Here is a 20,008-nt window from a genome sequence, read left to right as displayed (position 1 = left end):
CCCCGCAAGTCCACAACGTCCATCATCATGTCCGAACCGATCACCAGCCTGCAGAATCCGCGGGTCAAAAACCTGGTCAAACTCCGCGACCGCCGTCACCGCGACCAAACCGGCCGTTTCTTGATCGAAGGATTCCGCGAACTCTCCCGCGCCCTCGCCCGGGAGGTCCCGGTCCGGGAGATCTACTTTTCCCCTGACTGGTTTCTCGGTGAAAACGAACGCCCTCTCCTCGAATCGGCCGCCGCCAAAGGGGTCGAATTGATCGAGCTCTCGAAGCCGGCGTTCGAAAAGTGCTCCTACCGCGACCGCCCTGACGGATTGATCGGCGTCGCCGACCAACGACGTCTTTCCCTCGCGGATCTTAAGTTGAAGCCCGAACCCTTTCTCCTGATCTGTGAAAAGATCGAAAAGCCGGGCAACCTCGGCACCCTCCTCCGGGGTTCCGACGCGGCCGGGGTCGACGCGGTCATCGTCTGCGACCCGGTCACCGACATCTTCAATCCCAACGTGGTCCGGGCCTCGACCGGCGTTTTGTTTTCGGTCCCGGTGGTGGTCACCACCCGCGAGGAGCTCCTCCCCTTCCTGCGCGAACGCGGTATCCGGACTGTGGCGACGACCCCCGACACCGATCTCCTCTACAGCAACGCCGACCTCCGCGGCCCCTTGGCGATCCTGATGGGGAGCGAGCAATACGGACTCACCCCCGAATGGCTCGCCGCCGCCGACGTCAAAGTCCGCATCCCAATGGCCGGCCAAGCCGATTCCCTCAACGTCGCCATGGCCGCCATCATCACCCTCTTCGAAGCCGTCCGCCAAAGGTCTTAAAGTGGCGCGAGGCGTCCCGCCTCCGTTCAGAGCCCAAGTCAGCCACCTCCCAACGGCGGCTGAAGCGCGCCGCTCCCTCCGCAACACCAGCCCCTATGCTGCTCCCCCGTTCTTCAGATGGGCCACCAACTCCTCGACTCCTTCCTCCGTCCCCTTGACCGGACGGTATCCGAGGTCGCGGCGGGCGGCACCGATATTGAAGTAATGGTCCTTCGCCAACTCGACCGCTAAAAAACGGGTCATCGGCGGCTCCCGCCTGATCCGCAACAGCCGGTAAACCGTCTCCAAAGTGGCCCCCACCCGATAGGCGGCGGACAATGAGATCCGCTTCTCCACCGGAGCCACATCGAGGCGTCGAAGCAGGTCGTTGATCCAATCCCACAAAACCACCGGCTCGCCTTGGGAGATGAAATAAGCCTTTCCATCCGCTCGACCCGGCTCATCCAAAGCTTTCTCCGCCAGCAGATGCGCCGAGGCGGCGTTCTCAACGTGGACGATGTCGACTTTGTTGCGACCGTCGCCGACGATCCGCAGACGTCCCGACCTGGCCCGGGCGACCACCCGGGGAATCAAATGGTTGTCCCCGATCCCCCAGATCAAATGCGGACGCAGCGCCACCGTCCGCAAATCGGGTCCGTTGGCCCCGAGCGCCTCCGCTTCCGCCGCCGCCTTCGTTTCCGCATAGTCACAGAGCCACCCGCTCCCATACGGCACGCTTTCGTCCACCCCTTGGAGCGGACCACCGGTGACCACGACGCTCGGGGTGCTGGTATAGATCAGCTTCCGCACCCCGTGCCGTCGGCACCCTTCGATCACATGACGGGTTCCTTCCAGGTTCGTCCGAACAAAATCCTCCCGCGCTCCCCAAATCCCCGCAAGGGCCGCCACATGGTAAACCACCTCCTGCCTCCGGCAGGCCTCGATCACCGCCTCGCGATCCCCGATGTCGGCGCGAATGGTCCGCACTCCCCGCTTTTCCAAATCAGGATGGGAACGCCGCCCCAGAATCGTCACCACGTCCCCTCGATCCAACAGACGGTCCACGATATACCGTCCCAGAAATCCCCCGCCACCTGTCACCAACACATTCATACGCAGATTCAAAGAGCGCCTTCGGTTTCAGGCAAGATCCTCTTCGTCGGAGCCACGGCCATGGGGGCGGCTAAAGCGCGCCGCTTCTTCATCCGGCGAAAGCCGGATGCTACCCGTAGCATCGAGTTTTCACTCGATGAAACAGAAAATAAGCCGGAGCTTCATGCTTCAGCCAAAGACCATCGGCCACGGGAATGTCCGCGAATCTCCGCCTGTCCAACGACGGCGGCTAAAGCGCGCCGCGACTTCATCCGGCGAAAGCCGGATGCTACCCGTAGCATCGAGTTTTCACTCGATGAAACAGAACATAAGCCGGAGCTTCGTGCTTCAGCCAAAGACCATCGGCCACGGGAATGTCCGCGAATCTCCGCCTGTCCAACGACGGCGGCTAAAGCGCGCCGCGACTTCATCCGGCGAAAGCCGGATGCTACCCGTAGGATCGAGTTTTCACTTGATGAAACAGAACATAAGCCGGAGCTTCATGCTTCAGCCGAAGACCGTCGGCCACGGGAATGTCCGCGAATCTCCGTTCGTCCAACGACGGCGGCTAAAGCGCGCCGCTCCTTCATCCGGCGAAAGCCGGATGCTACCGTAGCATCGAGTTTTCACTCGATGAAACAGAACATAAACCGGAGCTTCGTGCTTCAGCCGAAGACCATCGCCCACGGGAATGTCCGCAAACTCCGTTCGTCCAACGACGGCGGCTAAAGCGCGCCGCGACTTCATCCGGCGAAAGTCGGATGCTACCCGTAGCATCGAGTTTTCACTCGATGAAACAGAACATAAGCCGGAGCTTCGTGCTTCAGCCGAAGACCATCGCCCACGGGAATGTCCGCAAACTCCGTTCGTCCAACGACGGCGGCTAAACTGCGCCGCTACTTCATCCGGCGAAAGCCGGATGCTACCCGTAGGATCGAGTTTTCACTTGATGAAACAGAACATAAGCCGGAGCTTCATGCTTCAGCCGAAGACCATCGGCCACAGGATCGCCCGCAAACTCCGTCTGTCCAACGACGGCGCCTAAAGCGCGCCGCTTCTTCATCCGGCGAAAGCCGGATGCTACCTCGTAGCATCGAGTTTTCACTCGATGAAACAGAGCATAAGCCGGAGCTTCGTGCTTTAGCCGAAGACCGGTCGGCCATGGGAATCGTCCGCGAACTCCGTTCGTCCACCGACGGCGGCTAAAGCGCGCCGCTCCAGTCATCCGGCGAAAGCCGGATGCTACCCGGCAAGAGCTCCGTTCACGGTGATCCGTAGATCTTCGTCAGCGTCAAGCGGTGGATCTTGGCGTTATGGCGGACGTCGACCGGCAATTTTTTGCGAAAATAGAACCGTTCGATTCGGACGGTGGCCAGGGTTTCCTCCCCGAGTTTCTTCAATTCCGCAATGAATGCCGCTTGCTCCGCTTTTCGCGGAAAATGGCCGGCTTCGGGTTCCACCACGATCGCCGGTTCCTGGCGTCCGCGCGGGCCGAGGCCGATCAGCGCCGTCCGGAAAACCTTCGGATGCCGGTTGAAAATCGCTTCGCAACAGTCGGTGTAGAGTCGTCCTTCGGCGGTGTCGACACGTTCCGCTTTCCGACCGCAAAACCAGAGCCTTCCCTCCCCATCGAAATAGCCGAGGTCCCCGATCCGGTGCCAAACTCCATCGGCCGACCGAATCTTGGCCGCCGCCGTCTCCTCCGGGAGTCCGTCGTATTCTTCCGTGACCACCGGGCCACGGACCACGATTTCCCCCTTTTCCCCGACGGGCAAAGCTTGGTCGAGGAAATCCTCCCCTTCGGCCCGATCCGAGAGGGGCAATATTTTCACGTCGATTCGCGGAAAGGTTTTCCCGACGCAGGTTCCTTGTCCGCGGTTCGTTGCGGCTTCGGTTTCACCGAGAATCTCCGGGCCGGATATCGAGGCGACCGGCAACGATTCGGTGGCGCCGTAGGGGGTATGAATCTCTCCGTTGGGCAAAATCCGTTTGAAGTCGCGGATCAGTTGCGGAGGAACCGGCGCTCCCGCCATCAGGATCCGTTTCAAACTCGGCAACTGGATCTCCCGCTCAAGGCAATAGCGTCCGATCTTCTTCCAGAGCACCGGCGAACCGAACGTGCTAGTGACACCGCATTGCCGGATCGCTTGGACGATTTTCGCCGGATCGACGGTGGCCGGACGGCTCGGGTTGATTTCGGGGATCACCGCCGTCATCCCGAGAGCCGGATTGAAAAGGGTAAACACCGGCAACATCGGCAAATCGACCTCTCCGGGCTCGATCCGATATTGGTCGCGGATCAACTCCACCTGCGCTTCAAACATCCGATGCTGGTAGCAAACGCCTTTCGCCGGACCGGTCGATCCGGAGGTAAACAGGATCGCTGCCAGATCCTCCCCGCCAGTCGGAGCCATTTCAAACGGCGAAACCGCATCGGGCCCGCTTCGGGTCCGTCCCGTGATTTTCACCGCGATCCGGACGCTGCGGAACGGATTCCGAAAAACCCGGCTGACCCAGATGCCGAGCGGGATGGCCACCAGCGCCTCCGGTTGGGAACGTCGCACGCAATTGAGGAATCCTTTCAACCCCATCCCCGGGTCGATCAAGACCGGGATCGCCCCCATCTTGAAAAGGGCGAAGACCAAAGCGACCAATTCGAGTCCTGGCCGCACCATCACCAATACTCGGGTGCCGCGCCGGATTCCTGCCGCCGCTAACTGATGGCAACGGGCGTCCACTTCCCGGTTGAGTTCCGCGAACGTGAAATCGTCGTAACGGATCGTGCCGGCGCCATCGCGGCCAACCGGAGCTCGCAGCGCCAACTGACCGGAGTGTTCCTCCGCCATTCGCGGCAGAAACCGGGCCACATTAATCCTATCATCCCGCCGGGTAGCACTCGTCATAATCCGTCGTCTCACATTCCCAAAACGACGAATGACTGCTTCCGCTCGGGAAAACAGTCATTCGCAAAAAAATACTCAAGCGGGCCTGCCTGGCCCGAAAAATCAATAATCGTAGTAGGTGAACAAGCCCCAAAGAATTGATGTCTTGTTGCCGCTGATCTCGGCACCCGGATCGACATCGGAACGACGCAACGGAATGGTGGTGTTCGGCGTCTGGGTGTAAGCATGGGTCTGACGCTCATACAAACCACCCGCAATTTTCGTGTGGGAAACATCACCACGATGAGCAGTGCAACCGGATGCGAAAGAAAGCAACACGACCGCCAGAACCAGGAGAGAGAATTTTTTGAACATCGTCGAGCTAGGCTTAACCATTGGTGATATCATCTAAAACAAAAGTATTCGCACCCGAAATCAGCGAGGCAAACAAAAAGTCACCATTCAGTCGCTTTTCCGAATAGGAGCCCGGAAGGCATCGTCACGACGGCGATCCGACTTCCGTCGCGAAACATTCGCAGGGCCGCAGAAGTTCGGCCTGCCAGGGCAGGAGAAGCTCGTCGAGACGCCCCGGTTCGCGGGCGAGGACCGCCATCAGGGAGCGGTTGGCGATCAAACTCGGGTCGATCTTCAACTCCGCCGCCACTTTGTCGCGGGCCGCCTTGATGGTTTCCTGCCGCTTCAACTCCTCCGGGGTGAACGGCTCCGGACGGCCCCGGCTCGGCGGCGGAGGCGGCAGACTGTCGAGTTCCCGCTCTTTCCCCCGCTGGATCGCATGGGTCAACGCCCGGCCGTGCCGACGCCGCAACGATCCCGGAATTCCTTTCAACGGGTCGCCTTTATCCTCCTGGACCGCTTTGGCGATCGCCAACAGGAAGCCGTCATTGATCACCTTGAAATGGGGACGATCCAACTTCTGGGCTTCCGCATCGCGCCAATGCCAGAGTTCATACAAAGTGGTCAGCCCCACCCCGCGCAGGAAACGCGCGCCGGAGACGCGCCAGGCGTTCTCGTCGCGTCCGCCGAAACCGACCGTGCCGGCCGCCACTTGCCACTCGCAACGCTGCCGGTGCCATTCGAGGCGGCCGAGCTCCTTCAGGCGGGCCTCCATCGCGTCGCGCAACTCGAAGAGGTAAAGGACGTCCTGCGCCGCGTAGTCGAGCATCTTCTCGGGCAACGGCCGCTGGGACCAATCGCTTTTCTGATGGGCTTTCGGCAAAACGACGTCGAAATAATGTTCGATCAGCGACCCGAGCCCGATTTTCTCCAGTCCGAGCAGCTGGGCCGCCAAAACCGTGTCGAAAACCTCGCTCGCCCGGAAATCGCAGAGTTCGGCGAGAAGGCGCAGGTCGAAATCGCTGCCGTGCATGATCAGCCGCTTCCCCTCCAAGGTGCGGAACAAGGGACCGAGGTCGAGCCCCGGAGCCAGCGGATCGATCAACACGATTTCCTTTTCCCAGCGGATCTGCAACAGGCAGACCCGGTTGTGGTAGTGGTACATGTTGTCGGCTTCGGTGTCCAAAGCGACCTCGGGTGCCGCCGCGACTCGATCCACCACCTGATCGACCTCCGGCTGAGTGGCAATTAAACGGTATCTCATTATATTGCGTTGCTATAGTGATGGGAAATCCCAAGAAAGAGCAAGTTCCCTAAGCAAAAAAACTAGATGAAGGTAGTGGTTTTATGCAGCGGAGGGGTCGACTCGACCGTCGCCCTCCACGACGCGAGCCAGCGCCATGAGGTGCTGGCCGGTTTCTCCTGCGATTACGGTTCGAAGCACAACCACAAGGAGCTCCCGTTCGCCGAACTCCATTGCCGCCGCCTCGGCATCCCCCACCGGGTGGTCGATCTCGGCTTTATCGGGCAACTTTTCGCCTCCGACCTCCTCCAATCCGGCGGGGAAATCCCCGAAGGCCATTACGAGGAATCCAACATGCGCCAAACCGTGGTCCCGTTTCGCAACGGCATCATGCTCGCCGCCGCCGCCGGTCTCGCCGAAAGCCTCGAGGCCGACGCCATCGTCATCGGAGCCCACGCGGGCGACCATGCCATTTACCCGGATTGCCGGGAATCGTTCATGCGGGCGATGAGCGAGGCGGTCACCGAGGGCACCTACGCCCGCGTCCAAATCCTCCGCCCGTTTATTTCCGAAACCAAAGCCGCCATCGTCGCCCGCGGCGCCCGACTCGGCGTCGATTTCGCCCAAACCTGGTCGTGCTACAAGGGGGGCGACATCCATTGCGGCGCCTGCGGCACCTGCGTGGAACGGCGCGAGGCGTTCGCCCTCGCCGGACTCACCGACCCGATCGCCTATGAGCAGACCGGGCCTCTTCCCTCCGCTCCCCGGAGCTGAGCCGGATCCGCCCGTTTTCCCGGTCCGATTTGCCGCATGTTTGTCACGGAAATATTCCATTCCATCCAAGGCGAAGGCCGTCTGACCGGCATGCCGAGCGTCTTCGTCCGCACCGGCGGCTGCAACCTCCGCTGCAACTGGTGCGACACCCCCTACGCCTCCTGGGAACCGGAGGGAGAAACGCTTTCGCTCGCCGACGTCACCGCCCGGGTGCTGGAGCACTCCTCCCGCCATGTGGTCCTCACCGGCGGGGAGCCGATGATCGCCCCGGAAATCGCCCTTCTCGCCGAACGTCTCCGGGAAGCGGGACGCCATATCACCATCGAAACCGCGGCGACGATTCCACCGCGCGGCATCGCCTGCGACCTCGCCTCCCTCAGTCCGAAACTCTCGAACTCCCGCCCCGACGACCGTCTTTCCGCGACATGGCAAAAGCGCCACGAAGAACTTCGGCTCCAACCCGAGGTCATCCGCGAATGGATCGAGCACTACGACTACCAACTTAAATTCGTGGTCACCGCCGAGGCCGATCTCGGCGAAATCGAGGAATTGATCCGGCAAATCGACCGTCCGATCCCCCCGGAAAACATCCTCCTGATGCCGGAAGGAATCGATCCCGCCACTCTGTCCGCGCGTCAAACCTGGCTGGCCGCCATCTGCCGCGACCGCGGGTACCGCTACTGCCCCCGCCTCCACATCGCCCTCTACGGTAACACCCGCGGCACCTGATACGGCAAAGGAGGGCGGACATTTTTGTCCGTCACAGCCTGTAGGCAACCCGGACAAGACGAAGCGAACCGGAGATGGCGAAGCAACGTCCGGACTCCCTTCCAACACAATGCAACCGGCGCAATAAAGGAGGACGGACATTCCTGTCCGTCATTTCCGGGCGAAACCCGGACAGGAATGTCCGGGCTCCCTTCCAACACACGGAGCCGGGATGGCTCCGCCACTTTTGGGGGTTACAAGATATTCCCGGCCTTCATCGTTTTGGCGGCGGGATGGCGGTCGGCGGCGGCTTCGGCGGCTTTCACAAAGGCGTCGACTTGCTCGCGGGCCATGCCGAGGAATCGGCCTTTGTCGGCCAGGAGTTCCTCCAACTTTTCCCGGCTCAAGCCGACTCGTTGGTCGGCCACCAGGCGCTCCACGAGGTCGTTACGGTCGATCTCGCCGTTGCGCAGGGCGAGGACGGTCGCCACGGCGTGCTCCTTGATCGCCTCGTGCGCCGCTTCGCGTCCGCTCCCGGCCTTCACCGCCTCCATCAGGAAGGTGGTGGTGGCGAGGAATGGGAAATATTTGTCGTTCTCCGCCTCGATCACCGCCGGGAAGGCGTCCATCTGACTCAAAACCGTCAGCACCGTCTCCAATTGTCCGTCGATCGCGAAGAAAGCGTCGGGCAACGCCACCCGGCGAACCACCGAACAAGAAACGTCGCCTTCGTTCCATTGGTCGCCGGCCAACCCGGCGGTCATGGTCAGATACCCGTTGAGAATCGTATGAAATCCGTTGATACGTTCGCAACTCCGGCTGTTCATTTTGTGCGGCATCGCCGAAGAGCCGACCTGCCCTTTGCGGAAACCTTCGCTGGCGAGTTCGTGTCCGGCCATCAACCGCAGGGTCCGGGCAAAGCTGCTCGCCGCCGCGCTGACCTGGAACAACCGGCTCACCACTTCGAAATCGAGGCTCCGCGGATAAACCTGACCGACGCTGCCGAGAGTCCGTTTGAACCCGAGATACCCGATCACCTTCTCTTCCAACTGAGCCGCCTTGGAGGCGTCGCCATCGAAGAGGGTCAATTGATCGAGCTGGGTGCCGACCGCTCCTTTCAACCCGCGCACCGGGTAATGGTGGATCAACTCTTCCAGCGCGTTCACCGCTTCCAACAGCTCCTGACCGAACATCGCCAACCGTTTGCCGAAAGTGGTCGGCTGGGCGGCGACGTTATGGGTCCGGCCGGTGATTACCAGATCGCGGTGCTCGGCGGCCTGACGGGCGAGTCCGAGCAAAACGGCGGTCGCTTTGTCGCGGACGAATTCGAGCGAACGCAAAACCTGGAGTTGCTCCACGTTCTCCGTCAGGTCGCGGCTCGTCATACCTTTATGGATATGCTCGTGTCCGGCCAGCTCGCAAAACTCCTCGATCCGGGCTTTGACGTCGTGCAACGTCACCCGTTCGCGGGCGTCGATCGAGGCGAGGTCGACCTTGTCTTTGACCCGCTCGTAGGCGGCGATGGCATCGGCCGGGATCGGCAATCCGAGGACCCGCTGGGCCTTCATGACCGCGATCCAGAAATCGCGCTCCAGGATCACCCGGCCGCGCGCCGACCAAATCGTCTTCATCGCGGCCGTCGCATAACGCTGGGCCAAAACATTGGGAATCGTTTCCATGGAAGAAAATTATGAATTAGGAATGATGAATTATGAAGGAAATTGAAGAGGAATAATCCGCGAACGGCACTCCATTTCATTATTTTCTTCCCAGGCAACGGATGGCCATTTCGCGCATCACTTCCTCCTGCTGGGTCGACCGGGTGATGATTTCCTCGAACGCGCGGAGGAATTCCTGCTGGAAATCGATCAGCCGTTTCAAGGTAAGTCCCTTGGCTCCCTCGGCCAGGCGCCCGAGATACCAGAGGTTTTGGGAGAACAGATTGTAGGCGCTCTTCTCGCCGGCGGATTCCCCGAACGCGCTCCGGTGGGCGGCGGCGGCCCGTTCGAAACTCGCTTTGTCGAGCCCCCGGTTACCGACTTGGATCTCCCCGGCGTCGAGCAGGATCCGCAACTGAATGAGCAGGCGATTGCGCCCTTGGAGGGTGCTGATCAGCGAACGGGCTTCGTTGCCCGCGAAAAAGTGCCGGTGGAGTGCTTCCAGCGTCCAGGCGAGATCGAGGGAAAAAAAGGCGTCGGCCGCCTCGAAGAAGTTTCCTTCGCCGAAGTTCGGGACCAACTCCATCACCAGTTTTTCCGCCACCTCTCCTTTGTCGGGACCGAGGTAAGCGGCCAGCTTGGCGACTTCTTCGACCAAGAGCCGGGTGTTGCCGTTCAGTTTGCCGATCAACAATTCGACCGCGCCCGGAGTGAAACCGATCCCGTGACGCCGGCCTTCGTCCTGCACCACCTTGGTCAAATCGGTCCCGCTTCCCCGGTCGCCGGCCGCCGCGATCCATTGCAACTCCCCGGCCGATTCGCACCATTTGTAGAAAGCCCGCCGGCGGTCGACCGGGGAGGCGGTGATCAAAACGTCGACCTGCTCCGGATCGACCACGCCCAGGGTTTCCTTGAGGATTTCGACCTGGGCCAACGTCCCCTCCGCCCGTCCCGTCACCGAATCGGCGAAAAAGGTGACGTCCTTCAACCAGACGACTTTCTTGCCGCCGAACATCGGCAACGTGGTGACCGCTTGGACGAACAACCGGACCGCCGCCTCGATTTCGCCGATGTTGTTGGCCGCCCCGTCGATCGTTTCCTGGGAAAACTCGTCGGTGAGTTCGCGCGTCAATTCGGCGAAGACCTCCTTCCCCGTCCGGGTGACGAGAAAATCGTCCGCCCCCGCAATCATCTTGAATGTTTTCTTCGCCATCGTTCGAACTGCTCCGCTCCCCAAGAGAGCACCCTCGCCCGCCCCAAGGCAAGCCATTCCGCCCAAAGTGGCGGGGCCGCCGTCCCGGCTCCGTGCCGAGCATCGGGCCTCCAGCCTCAAACCGCAGCCGTGGCTCTGCGCTGAGGCGGGACGCCTCGCCCACTTTTCCCCAACCCGGCGGTGACTCGTCCGCATTGTCTCCTCGTGCTCTCCTTCTGATCTCCTCGTTTATCGGCTATCTTCCTTGCGTTCCGCGAAAATTCCGCCAACGTTCTCCCTCCATATTCACTCATTGTTTCCGATGAATCCACGACCGGCTTTCCCGCCCGCTCCGCATTCCGCCTCCGCGCTCGCCGCGCGACGCCCTTTGCTTTCCGTTTCCTGATTTCAATGAAATCGCACAACCTCGTCGTCGTCGACGATCTCAAAGACTGGTCGCCCGACTGGACCCATTTCAACGTAGTCACGGCCGAAGACTACCTCACCCGTTCCGAATTCCTCGCCGGCGGCTACCGGATCATCAACCTCTGCCGCAACGACCGCCCGCTCAGCACCGGATATTACATCTCCCTTCTGGCCGAAGCCCGCGGCCACCGGGCGATGCCGACCGCCCGGACCCTCCACAATCTCACCAGCAAACGGATCTACGCCGATGTGCTGGAGGAGTTGAACGCCACCGTCCAAAAGAGTCTCGGACGCATCATCCAGGAGGACTTCGCCTTGAGCGTCTACTTCGGCAAGAACCTCGCCGAACGCCATTCCCTCCTCGCCCAACAGCTCTTTTCCCTCTTCCCGTGCCCCTTGTTCAAAGTGCAGTTTTGCTACAACGACAAGGGATGGGAAATCCAATCGCTCAAACCGATCGGCCTCAACCAGGTCCCACAAACCCACCGATTCAAGGTCAAGGAGGCGATGGACGCCTTTCTCAGCCGCCGCTGGACCCGCGACCGCGAACGGGGCGCCACTACCAACAGCCGTTTCGACATCGCCATCCTCCACGATCCGGAGGAAAAGCAGGCTCCGTCCGACCGCCGGGCGCTCCGGCGTTTCGTCCGCGCCGGTGAAGCCCTCGGCTGTCATGTGGAATTGATCGTCCGCACCGACTACCCCCGCCTGCTGGAATTCGACGGCCTTTTCATCCGCGAAACGACTTCCCTCGACAACCACACCTACCGCTTCGCCGACAAAGCTCAACGCGAGGGCATGGCGGTGATCGACGACCCCGACTCGATCCGCCGCTGCTGCAACAAGGTCTACCTCCACGAGTTGCTACGAAAAAACCGCCTCCCGGTTCCCCGCACCGAGATGCTCTACGACAAAAACGCCGACCAGGTCGCCGCCTCCCTCGGTTTTCCGATGGTGGTCAAAATCCCCGACAGCGCCTTTTCCCTCGGCGTCTTCAAAGTCGAGTCGAAGGAGGAACTCCAAACCACCATCCGCAAGCTCTTCAAAACCTCCGATTTCCTCATCGCCCAGGAGTTCCTCCCGACCGATTTCGACTGGCGGGTCGGCGTCCTCGACGGCGAACCGCTCTTCGTTTGCCGGTATTACATGTCGGACGAACATTGGCAGATCTACAACCACGCCGCATCCGGCAAGACCCAAGGCGGCGGGGCCGACACCTTGCCGATCGAAGAAACACCGCCCGCGGTGATTCAAACCGCCTTGGCCGCCGCCAAGCTGATCGGCAACGGACTCTACGGCGTCGACCTCAAACAACGGGGCGACCAGGTCTTCGTCATCGAAGTCAACGACAACCCCAACATCGACTCCGGAGTCGAAGACCGAATCGACGGCACCGAGATCTACCGCAAAGTGATGCAACATCTCGTCGACCGGATCGAAAAATCCAAACAGCCGCTGCCCGCCAAAAAGTCACCCGCCTAAGGTCTCCGCCCTCCTTTTTTCCCATGCATCTTTTCGAAAAATTCGGCATCGAGCTGGAATACATGATCGTCCGCAAAACCGACGGGCGGGTCGCCCCGGTGGCCGACCAGATCGCCATCGCCCAATGCGGCGAACCGGTCAACGACTGGACCGTCGGGGCGTGCGAACTCTCCAACGAACTGGCCGCCCACGTGGTGGAGCTCAAAACTCCCGCCCCGACCGCCGACTTCGTCCAACTCGAACGCGATTTCACCGCCGCCGTCGCCGAAACCAACGCGATCCTGGCCCCGCTCGATTGCCAGCTTCTCCCCGGCCCCATGCACCCGACCATGGACCCGGCGGTGGAGTCCGCCACCTGGGCTCACGGGAGCCGCGAAATCTACGAGTGCTACGACCGGATCTTCAACTGCCGCGGCCACGGCTGGTTCAATCTCCAAAGCTGCCACATCAACCTGCCGTTCGACGGCGACCGCGAATTCGCCCTCCTCCATTCCGCCATCCTGCTGGTCCTCCCGCTCCTCCCCGCCCTCACCGCCGGAAGTCCTTTCCGCGACGGACGCGCCACCGGCTTCCTCGACACCCGGATCGAGACCTACCGCCTCAACCAACGGCGCTGCCCCGCCATCACCGGCGACATCATTCCGGAAGCGGTTTTCTCCCGCGACGAATACGAGGAGAAAATCCTCCAACCGATCTTCCAACAAATCGCCCCTCTCGATCCCGACCGGCTGCTTCAATACGAATGGCTCAACTCTCGGGGAGCGATCGCCCGGTTCGACCGCAACGCCATCGAGATCCGGCTGCTCGACGTCCAGGAATCTCCCCGGGCCGATCTGGCCCTCGCCCGATTCATCATCGAATCGATCCGTTTTTTGGTCGACCGTCACCCCGAACGGCTCCGTCGCTGGGCGCTCGCCTCGACACCCGCCTCCCGCAAAGAGCAGTTACTCCAAGTGATCCGCACCGGTTTCGCGGCTCCGTTGCAACTGCCCGAACTCACCGAGGCCTTCGCCTTGCCGACGACATGCCGCACCGCCGGCGATTTTTGGCACCATCTCTTCAACGAACTCCCCCGCACCGGTTTCACCGATCAAGATCGCGAGACGATCGCGGCCATCCTGACTCACGGCAACCTCGCCACCCGCCTCCTCGCCCTGACCAGCCCGGCCCCCGACGACTTCACCCCGGTCCTCGACCACCTCGCCCGTTGTTTGAGCGAAAACGAACTCCTTCTCCCCCCCAAAGCTTCACCCTTGGGACGAAGACCAATCGCCCATTAATCATCTACGTCTATTGGCTATCGTCTATTCGGCCGCAGGCCGCAGCGCCTACGATTCCGCCAACGCCTTGTTGTTGATCCGTTTCGTCACTTGCCGGCGAACCCACTCGCCCAAAAAGTCGAGGATCGTCACCAACACCAAAATGAACAGCAAGACCGTGGCGAACCGGTTCCACATGCCGAACTCCTGATACGAATGCAACAACACCCCGATGCCGCCGGCGCCGACGTAGCCGATGATCGCCGCCGACCGGATATTATACTCCAACATCCACAGCGCGTAACTGCAGACCAGCGGCTTCGCGTGCGGCCACATCCCATGCTGGAACGCCTGCACCGGATCCGCCCCGATCGCCCGCAATCCTTTGGCGATGTCCGTGTCGAGAGACTCGAACGTGTCGCTGAAAAATTTTCCTAGGTATCCGATGCTGTAAAAGGTCAACGCGATCACCCCGGCCAACGGGTTCGCCCCGACCACCACCACCGCGATCAAGGCCCAAATCAGACTCGGAATCGTTCGGACCATGTTCATCGACATCCGGGCGCAAATCACCATCCAGCGGGGCGCGATGTTCTGGGACCCGGCCGCCGCCAGGGGAAACGAGATCAAAATGGCGAAAAAGGTCGCCATCACCGCGATTTGGATCGTCTCGCCCAACGCCGCCAACACTTGACGGGTCACCGAGAAATCGGGCGGGAAAAACGCCCCGAGGAAACGGGAGAGATTTTCGAAATAATTGAGGCTCCGCCCCGATCCTTCCATCACCGGACTCGAAACCACCACCGCCAGCAAAAAGACCAGCATGGTGACGTTGAGCGCGTTCAACCGCTCGTACCACTTCAATTCCGGAATCGGCGGCGGCGGAGGGGGCGGATGGATCACCGGATCCGTCCGCCGCGGTTCTTCGACAGGCGGGGAACTCATGATCGCACGTCGCGCAAGCGCCAACCGTCCGGATTCATCGGATCGAGGCTCAAGACCATATCCGCGAAGCGTTCCACCAAATCCGGACTGTGCAGCACGCACAAGACCGTCCGCCGGTTCACCGTCGCTTCCTGACGGAGAATGCCCAACACCCGGCCGGTCAAATAAACATCGAGGTTCGACACCGGCTCGTCGGCCAAAAAGATTTCCGGCTGCTGAAACAACGCCCGGGCGATGGCGGTCCGCTGCTGCTCTCCTCCGGAGATCTCAGCCACCCAGCGCGGGATGCAACGGTTCAATCCGAGGTCGTTCAAAATCGCCGCCGCTTCCCGTTTGTCGCTCCCGGGAAACCCGATCAAGGTCTTCCACCACGGATACCGGCCGAGGCGTCCGCAGAGAACGTTCGACATCACCGTGTTGTTCGGAGTCAGCATCAGGCTCTGGAAAATGATCCCGATCTTCTTCTGGAAATCGAACGGGCGATGACAACAATTCCCCAAACAGCGGTACTCGACCTCCCCTTCCGACGAAGCGACCATCCCGGCGAGACAGGACAAAAAACTCGATTTCCCCACCCCCGACGGTCCGACGATCGCCACGAATTTCCCCCGCGCGATCGAGAGATCGACGTTTCGAAAAAGCCACCGTCCGCCCCGCTCCAAACCGAAGTTGCGCAACCGCAGGTGCGGTTCGTCCGTCTCCGGCTTCACCGCCGGACGCTCCGCCTCCCGGCCCGATCGAGTCGAACCATCGGGAATCGCCGTCGGTGCCGTCGGTGCCACGTTTTCTTTGGTATAAACCATCCCTTTTTTCGACGCGTGTTAGCGGGCGACGTTCCGTGCCAAATCAATGGCTTCGGCGATCCCCTGTAGATGTTCTTCCGCATCCACTTCGATCAACTTCGAAGTGAAGAGTTTGTCTCGCAAGTCCCGATGTTCGTCCGAATTGAACTCCAACAACGCCGCCCGGATCCGCTCCACGTCCTCCTCCTCCAGGCGCGAACTGGCCGCGATGACATGGGTCGGCACCGGCCCTTGCTCCGCCATTTTCCGCAACCGGCCCTTCTGCTGGGGCGTCAAATGCCGGTCTTCGTCGAGCACGTAATAACTGACCGCCCCGGCCTCCGCGTCACCGGCCAACACCCGCTCGATCGCCGAGACGTAGCCGACCCCGTACCAAACATTTCCCTCCCCGAAAAAATCCTCCGGCCGACCGTCCCGGCCAACCAACCCTTTCTTGTGCAAATCCCAAAACGGCACCACGAAACCGGAGGTGCTCGAACGACTCGAAAACGCGACCGGCTTCCCGCGCAAATCGGTCACGTCCTCATACGGTTTCCCCTCCAACGTCACCCAATAACTCATGTAATGCGGATTCCCATCGATCTCACCGGCCAACAACAACTTGCCGATCCCTCGATCCCGCACTTGGACCATCTCCGCCGCACTGATATAGCCGAGATCGATCGTCCCGTTGGCGAATCCCTCCATGATCACCGCCCCGGAGAGCGGTATCATCACGGAAACCGGTCGCCCCAGGCGTTCGCCCAAAAACGCTTCCAACGCCCCCTTCTCCTCCAGCATCCGGTCCGGATCCTTGTCCGGCTTCAACGCGAAGACCAACCGGTCGTCCCCGGGAGAGCATCCCACTAGCAGGACCGACAAAACAAATAGGGCACCGATGCCAAACCATTTAAACATACTCTCACCCGATAAATGAGAATGAGTCTCAACGCAAGAGATTCCTACAAAAAGACAACAGACTCGACACCGCCCGACTTTTCTCCCCATCATGCCCGTCCTCGCTGCCACATATCATCCGCATGAATCCGTCCGCCAACATCTCCGGCGCTTTGCGGCGCTCCCTCCTGCTCAAGGTGATCTCCAAACCGGCCCCGAGCCGCGAGGACGTCGCCTCCGTCATCGAATTGACCGCCGCCAAATTAATCGAATCCCTCCGCGCCCAATCCCTCAGCCTTTACTTGATCGAGAAAGATCAACTCGCGTTCAAACACGTCTACTATTCCCCCTCCCTTTGGGCGGACGATCCGGCCCGCAAGGAAATCTTCGATCAAAAACGGACCAAACTTCTGGCGACCCGCCTCCCGCTCCACGCCGGAATCGTCGGCAAATGCGTCACCTCCGGAAAGCCGCTCTTTTTCCGCACCGGCGAGAACGACGCCGAGATGTTCTCCCTCGCCGCCCAAACCGGTTTCGAAGTCACCGCCATGCTTACCGTCCCGCTTCGCGGCACCCGGATCATCGGCGCGATCCAATTGATCAATAAGGAAGACGGGGCCCGATCGGCCGACGGATTCACCGAAGGCGACCTCGCCGCCCTGCAGGAGGTGGCCGATTACTCCGCGAGTTTGATCCAACGGATGCTCGATCCCCACCACCAACTCAACCCCGAGGACACCGCCCGTTTCATCGCCCGCTACACCGAAACCCCGCTGGTGACCAGTCCCGACCAAATCGAATTCGACGAAAAACTGATCGAATCGATCGGTGACGCCGTGATCCGGCGCGAGGGCATTCTCCCATACCGTCGGCTTTCCCCGTCCGGAGTCGCCGCCCTCGTCTGCAATCCTCTCGACTACCCGAAACGCGACGGCTTCCAGCACGCCACCGGCCTCCAGGTCGAGGAAATCCAGGTCGCCCCCGCCACCTTGATCGACGCCGTCCTGAAACGTTTCTTCAAAGACGCCCCGGCCGGAGGCCACCGGGAGCCAACCGTCGATATCCGCGAGGTGGCCGACATCCTCGGCAGCGAATTCACCGAACAGGGAGGACGGGAGGTCAGCGCCGCCGAACTCGAAAGCGAGGAATCCGCCCCGATCATCCAACTCGCCAACCGGGTCATCGAAGACGCCTACATCTCCGGCGCCAGCGATATTCACGTCGAACCGCAGGAAAAGGAACTCCTGATCCGCTACCGGATCGACGGCCTTTGCCGTGAAACCATCCGTCTCCCCGGCCGAGTCGCCCCCGCCGTAGTTGCCCGCCTGAAGATCATGGCAAACCTCGACATCGCCGAACGCCGTCTTCCCCAGGATGGACGGATCATCTTCAAGCGCTTCACCAAGAAAAACATCGACGTCGACCTCCGCGTCGCCACCAGTCCGATGAATTTCGGCGAAAAGGTGGTGATGCGGATTCTCGACAAACAAAAATCCGCCCTGCCGCTCCCCGACCTCGGTTTCTCCGCCGAAAACCTCGCCCGCTACCGCTCCGTCCTGCAACAGCCCTACGGGATGATCCTCCACTGCGGTCCGACCGGCTCGGGAAAATCGATGACCCTCTACTCCGCCCTCGGCGAAATCAATTCCCCCGAACTCAACATCCAAACCGCCGAAGACCCGATCGAATACACCCTCCCGGGGATCAACCAACTCCAGGTGAACCGCCAGATCGGCCTCACCTTCGCGTCTGCCCTCCGCTCCTACCTCCGCCAGGATCCTGACATCATCCTGGTCGGCGAAATCCGCGACCGGGAGACCGCCGACATCGCCGTCGAGGCCGCCCTTACCGGACACTTGCTCCTCAGCACCCTCCACACCAACGACGCGCCCGGCACCGTCGCCCGCCTCGGCGACATGGGCATCGAACCGTTCATGGTCTCCTCCTCCCTCCTCTGCGTCTGCTCGCAACGCCTGATGCGCCGCCTCTGCAAAACCTGCCGCGTCCCCTACGAACCCGAAGGCCGCGAACGCGAACTGCTCGAAGCCGCCATCGGCTGGAGCGGCCAGATCTTCCGCGCCGGCGAAGGCGGTTGCGACCGCTGCGGCGGCTCCGGCTACAAAGGCCGCATCGGTATTCACGAGGTCATGACGAACTCCCCCGCCCTGACCGATGCCATCAACGACCGCGCCGAAACCGCCGTCCTCAAACGGATCGCCCGCCAGCACGGGATGAAAACCCTCCACCAGGACAGCCTCTTGAAAGTTCGCGAAGGCTTTTCCTCCATCGAAGAAGCCCTCGCCACCATCCCCCCGGACCAAGCCTGACCCTCGAAACGGCGGAGGTTCGCGCCCGCTGATCAACCCCGAAGCAATTGAACACAAAAGCCTTACAATAGAACTTGTGAATTGTTCGATAATGTCGAATAATTTACACGATGTGGATCCCTCGCTCGCTCGAACCGATTTTGTTAGACCGGGCCGAGACCCGTCCGGCGGTCGTGCTGACTGGGCCGCGACAAACCGGAAAAACTTCGCTGGTCCTGCGCCTCTTTCCAAATCATCATTACACCAGCCTCGACCTCCCCAGTACGGCTGAACAGGCGGAATCGGATCCGGCTGGATTTCTTGCCCGACATCCCGCGAATTGATGGCCGGCGTGGCCGAATCGCTCGCCGGTAGAGCCGCGATTCTCACCCTCGGCGGTTTAGACTAAGCTTCGCGGAGATTCGACGGGGCCGTCCCGAGATTTCCGTTGAGACTTTTGTGCTGCGGGGCGGCTTTCCAGAGCTCCACGAAAATCCTGCGATCGACGCGGCCGGTTTTTTCCAGTCCTATGTGGCCACCTATCTCGAAAGGGACCTCCGCTCCCAGTTGAAGGTCGGCAACCTGAGAGATTTCGAACGCTTTCTCAGGGCCTGCGCGCTTCGAACAGCCCAAGTGCTCAACCGGGCGGAATTGGCCCGCGACGTTGGGATCAGCCCTTCGACCGCGGGAGAGTGACTGTCGGTATTGGAGCGTTCGGGGATGATCGCACTGCTCGAGCCTTGGTTTTCCAATAAGACGAAGAGCCACGTGTGATCACCCAAGTTGCATTTCCAAGACAGCGGATTGTGCGCTTTTTTAATGGGAATCATCACGGAAACCGATCTTCATCTCTCCCCTTTGACGAGCTCCCTTTGGGAAACCACTGTATTCGTGGAACTGCATCGACTCCTGACAGTGCGGCCGGGATGGCAATTGACTTACTGGCGAGACCGCACCAAAGAAGCGGACTTCTTACTTCATCGGGCGGGAAGGTTCCTGCTGGCCGACGCCAAATGGTCGGAGTTTCCATCGGACGGCGGGAGACTTCCCCGGGTGCAGCGCGAATTCGATAAACCGCCATCCGGAGCCCTCGTCTGCCGCTGCCCCCATCCTTTTCCCTTGGGAGACCGCTTGAACGCCGTGCCGCTGGCCGAGATAGCAGGCTTTGTCCAAGAGAACAGCCTTGGGGGAAGCCCGGACTAAT

Annotated in this window: 20 protein-coding genes; 11 read left to right on the top strand and 9 right to left on the bottom strand. The window is 61.0% G+C overall.

Annotation, left to right across the window (positions count from 1 at the left end; all coding sequences use genetic code 11):
- The first annotated feature begins 27 nt into the window (after positions 1–27).
- Complete coding sequence (locus ACWUI2_RS11875) at positions 28–825, top strand: TrmH family RNA methyltransferase (protein ID WP_486983061.1); 798 nt, start codon at positions 28–30, stop codon at positions 823–825.
- Between the two features lie 93 nt (positions 826–918).
- Here the strand turns inward: ACWUI2_RS11875 and ACWUI2_RS11870 are convergent, their stop codons facing one another.
- Entirely contained in the window at positions 919–1,929 is a 1,011-nt protein-coding gene (locus ACWUI2_RS11870) for an NAD-dependent epimerase/dehydratase family protein (RefSeq protein WP_486983060.1), read from the bottom strand.
- A gap of 442 nt (positions 1,930–2,371) precedes the next feature.
- Between ACWUI2_RS11870 and ACWUI2_RS11865 the strand changes: the two genes are divergently transcribed.
- Positions 2,372–2,512: a hypothetical protein gene (locus tag ACWUI2_RS11865; protein ID WP_486983059.1), complete on the top strand. Its 141-nt coding sequence runs from the start codon at positions 2,372–2,374 to the stop codon at positions 2,510–2,512.
- Between the two features lie 461 nt (positions 2,513–2,973).
- The gene (locus tag ACWUI2_RS11860) at positions 2,974–3,102 is read left to right on the top strand and encodes a hypothetical protein (protein ID WP_486983058.1); all 129 of its coding nucleotides are present in this window, start codon (positions 2,974–2,976) and stop codon (positions 3,100–3,102) included.
- Positions 3,103–3,158: 56 nt separating this feature from the next.
- Here the strand turns inward: ACWUI2_RS11860 and ACWUI2_RS11855 are convergent, their stop codons facing one another.
- The 3 genes from ACWUI2_RS11855 to ACWUI2_RS11845 form a co-directional block, all read right to left on the bottom strand.
- Positions 3,159–4,799 carry a fatty acid CoA ligase family protein gene (locus ACWUI2_RS11855; protein ID WP_486983057.1) on the bottom strand — a complete coding sequence of 547 codons (1,641 nt, stop codon included), beginning with the start codon at positions 4,797–4,799 and terminating at the stop codon, positions 3,159–3,161.
- Between the two features lie 102 nt (positions 4,800–4,901).
- Complete coding sequence (locus tag ACWUI2_RS11850) at positions 4,902–5,174, bottom strand: hypothetical protein (RefSeq protein WP_486983056.1); 273 nt, start codon at positions 5,172–5,174, stop codon at positions 4,902–4,904.
- Between the two features lie 103 nt (positions 5,175–5,277).
- Positions 5,278–6,396, bottom strand: coding sequence for a ribonuclease D (locus tag ACWUI2_RS11845; RefSeq protein WP_486983055.1), 1,119 nt, complete (start codon positions 6,394–6,396; stop codon positions 5,278–5,280).
- Positions 6,397–6,462: 66 nt separating this feature from the next.
- Here ACWUI2_RS11845 and queC point away from each other — a divergent pair, with 66 nt between their 5' ends.
- Together queC and ACWUI2_RS11835 are read left to right on the top strand one after the other, a co-directional pair.
- A complete protein-coding gene (gene queC, locus ACWUI2_RS11840; RefSeq protein ID WP_486983054.1) occupies positions 6,463–7,149 on the top strand; it encodes a 7-cyano-7-deazaguanine synthase QueC in 687 nt (228 codons plus the stop codon).
- Between the two features lie 36 nt (positions 7,150–7,185).
- Positions 7,186–7,878 (top strand): 7-carboxy-7-deazaguanine synthase QueE, encoded by a 693-nt coding sequence (locus tag ACWUI2_RS11835; protein WP_486983053.1) that lies wholly within the window; start codon positions 7,186–7,188, stop codon positions 7,876–7,878.
- Between the two features lie 233 nt (positions 7,879–8,111).
- Here ACWUI2_RS11835 and purB read toward each other — a convergent pair whose 3' ends face one another.
- Together purB and holA are read right to left on the bottom strand one after the other, a co-directional pair.
- A complete protein-coding gene (purB, locus tag ACWUI2_RS11830) occupies positions 8,112–9,536 on the bottom strand; it encodes an adenylosuccinate lyase (RefSeq protein ID WP_486983052.1) in 1,425 nt (474 codons plus the stop codon).
- Positions 9,537–9,615: 79 nt separating this feature from the next.
- Positions 9,616–10,728, bottom strand: coding sequence for a DNA polymerase III subunit delta (gene holA, locus ACWUI2_RS11825; RefSeq protein ID WP_486983051.1), 1,113 nt, complete (start codon positions 10,726–10,728; stop codon positions 9,616–9,618).
- A gap of 390 nt (positions 10,729–11,118) precedes the next feature.
- Here holA and ACWUI2_RS11820 point away from each other — a divergent pair, with 390 nt between their 5' ends.
- A complete protein-coding gene (locus tag ACWUI2_RS11820) occupies positions 11,119–12,615 on the top strand; it encodes a RimK family protein (protein WP_486983050.1) in 1,497 nt (498 codons plus the stop codon).
- 23 nt (positions 12,616–12,638) lie between these two features.
- The gene (locus ACWUI2_RS11815; protein ID WP_486983049.1) at positions 12,639–13,895 is read left to right on the top strand and encodes a glutamate-cysteine ligase family protein; all 1,257 of its coding nucleotides are present in this window, start codon (positions 12,639–12,641) and stop codon (positions 13,893–13,895) included.
- 48 nt (positions 13,896–13,943) lie between these two features.
- On the opposite strand, the gene phnE is transcribed toward ACWUI2_RS11815, so the two are convergent.
- From phnE to ACWUI2_RS11800, 3 genes are read right to left on the bottom strand one after another with little or no spacing between them, the layout of a single operon-like run.
- Positions 13,944–14,819 (bottom strand): phosphonate ABC transporter, permease protein PhnE, encoded by an 876-nt coding sequence (gene phnE / locus ACWUI2_RS11810; protein ID WP_486983048.1) that lies wholly within the window; start codon positions 14,817–14,819, stop codon positions 13,944–13,946.
- Positions 14,816–15,622, bottom strand: coding sequence for a phosphonate ABC transporter ATP-binding protein (locus ACWUI2_RS11805; RefSeq protein WP_486983047.1), 807 nt, complete (start codon positions 15,620–15,622; stop codon positions 14,816–14,818). Before ACWUI2_RS11805 ends, phnE begins: the two co-directional genes overlap by 4 nt.
- Positions 15,623–15,640: 18 nt before the next feature.
- Positions 15,641–16,519, bottom strand: a complete 879-nt coding sequence (locus ACWUI2_RS11800; RefSeq protein ID WP_486983046.1) for a PhnD/SsuA/transferrin family substrate-binding protein — start codon at positions 16,517–16,519, stop codon at positions 15,641–15,643.
- A gap of 122 nt (positions 16,520–16,641) precedes the next feature.
- Here ACWUI2_RS11800 and ACWUI2_RS11795 point away from each other — a divergent pair, with 122 nt between their 5' ends.
- The 4 genes from ACWUI2_RS11795 (at position 16,642) to ACWUI2_RS11780 (ending at position 20,007) form a co-directional block, all read left to right on the top strand.
- On the top strand, positions 16,642–18,825 hold the full coding sequence (locus tag ACWUI2_RS11795) for an ATPase, T2SS/T4P/T4SS family (RefSeq protein ID WP_486983045.1): 2,184 nt from the start codon (positions 16,642–16,644) through the stop codon (positions 18,823–18,825).
- A 110-nt stretch (positions 18,826–18,935) separates the two neighbouring features.
- A complete protein-coding gene (locus tag ACWUI2_RS11790; protein ID WP_486983044.1) occupies positions 18,936–19,148 on the top strand; it encodes an AAA family ATPase in 213 nt (70 codons plus the stop codon).
- A gap of 115 nt (positions 19,149–19,263) precedes the next feature.
- Positions 19,264–19,500, top strand: a complete 237-nt coding sequence (locus ACWUI2_RS11785) for a hypothetical protein (RefSeq protein WP_486983043.1) — start codon at positions 19,264–19,266, stop codon at positions 19,498–19,500.
- Positions 19,501–19,587: 87 nt separating this feature from the next.
- Positions 19,588–20,007, top strand: a complete 420-nt coding sequence (locus tag ACWUI2_RS11780; RefSeq protein WP_486983042.1) for a DUF4143 domain-containing protein — start codon at positions 19,588–19,590, stop codon at positions 20,005–20,007.
- The last annotated feature ends 1 nt before the right edge of the window (position 20,008 follow it).

The organism is Verruconatronum alginivorum (assembly GCF_056590205.1).
Note: the sequence above shows the minus strand (reverse complement) of the source record. Positions and strands in the feature narration are given on the sequence as shown.

Excerpts from the sequence above, each read along its gene's own strand:
- ACWUI2_RS11860 (WP_486983058.1), top strand. The coding sequence starts at position 2,974 with ATGCTACCTCGTAGCATCGAGTTTTCACTCGATGAAACAGAGCATAAG.
- ACWUI2_RS11875 (WP_486983061.1), top strand. The coding sequence starts at position 28 with ATGTCCGAACCGATCACCAGCCTGCAGAATCCGCGGGTCAAAAACCTG.
- ACWUI2_RS11850 (WP_486983056.1), bottom strand. The coding sequence starts at position 5,174 with ATGGTTAAGCCTAGCTCGACGATGTTCAAAAAATTCTCTCTCCTGGTT.
- ACWUI2_RS11855 (WP_486983057.1), bottom strand. The coding sequence starts at position 4,799 with ATGACGAGTGCTACCCGGCGGGATGATAGGATTAATGTGGCCCGGTTT.
- queC (WP_486983054.1), top strand. The coding sequence starts at position 6,463 with ATGAAGGTAGTGGTTTTATGCAGCGGAGGGGTCGACTCGACCGTCGCC.
- ACWUI2_RS11865 (WP_486983059.1), top strand. The coding sequence starts at position 2,372 with ATGAAACAGAACATAAGCCGGAGCTTCATGCTTCAGCCGAAGACCGTC.
- ACWUI2_RS11790 (WP_486983044.1), top strand. The coding sequence starts at position 18,936 with ATGTGGATCCCTCGCTCGCTCGAACCGATTTTGTTAGACCGGGCCGAG.
- purB (WP_486983052.1), bottom strand. The coding sequence starts at position 9,536 with ATGGAAACGATTCCCAATGTTTTGGCCCAGCGTTATGCGACGGCCGCG.
- holA (WP_486983051.1), bottom strand. The coding sequence starts at position 10,728 with ATGGCGAAGAAAACATTCAAGATGATTGCGGGGGCGGACGATTTTCTC.
- ACWUI2_RS11800 (WP_486983046.1), bottom strand. The coding sequence starts at position 16,519 with ATGTTTAAATGGTTTGGCATCGGTGCCCTATTTGTTTTGTCGGTCCTG.
- ACWUI2_RS11795 (WP_486983045.1), top strand. The coding sequence starts at position 16,642 with ATGAATCCGTCCGCCAACATCTCCGGCGCTTTGCGGCGCTCCCTCCTG.
- ACWUI2_RS11805 (WP_486983047.1), bottom strand. The coding sequence starts at position 15,622 with ATGGTTTATACCAAAGAAAACGTGGCACCGACGGCACCGACGGCGATT.
- ACWUI2_RS11815 (WP_486983049.1), top strand. The coding sequence starts at position 12,639 with ATGCATCTTTTCGAAAAATTCGGCATCGAGCTGGAATACATGATCGTC.
- ACWUI2_RS11845 (WP_486983055.1), bottom strand. The coding sequence starts at position 6,396 with ATGAGATACCGTTTAATTGCCACTCAGCCGGAGGTCGATCAGGTGGTG.
- ACWUI2_RS11835 (WP_486983053.1), top strand. The coding sequence starts at position 7,186 with ATGTTTGTCACGGAAATATTCCATTCCATCCAAGGCGAAGGCCGTCTG.
- phnE (WP_486983048.1), bottom strand. The coding sequence starts at position 14,819 with ATGAGTTCCCCGCCTGTCGAAGAACCGCGGCGGACGGATCCGGTGATC.
- ACWUI2_RS11820 (WP_486983050.1), top strand. The coding sequence starts at position 11,119 with ATGAAATCGCACAACCTCGTCGTCGTCGACGATCTCAAAGACTGGTCG.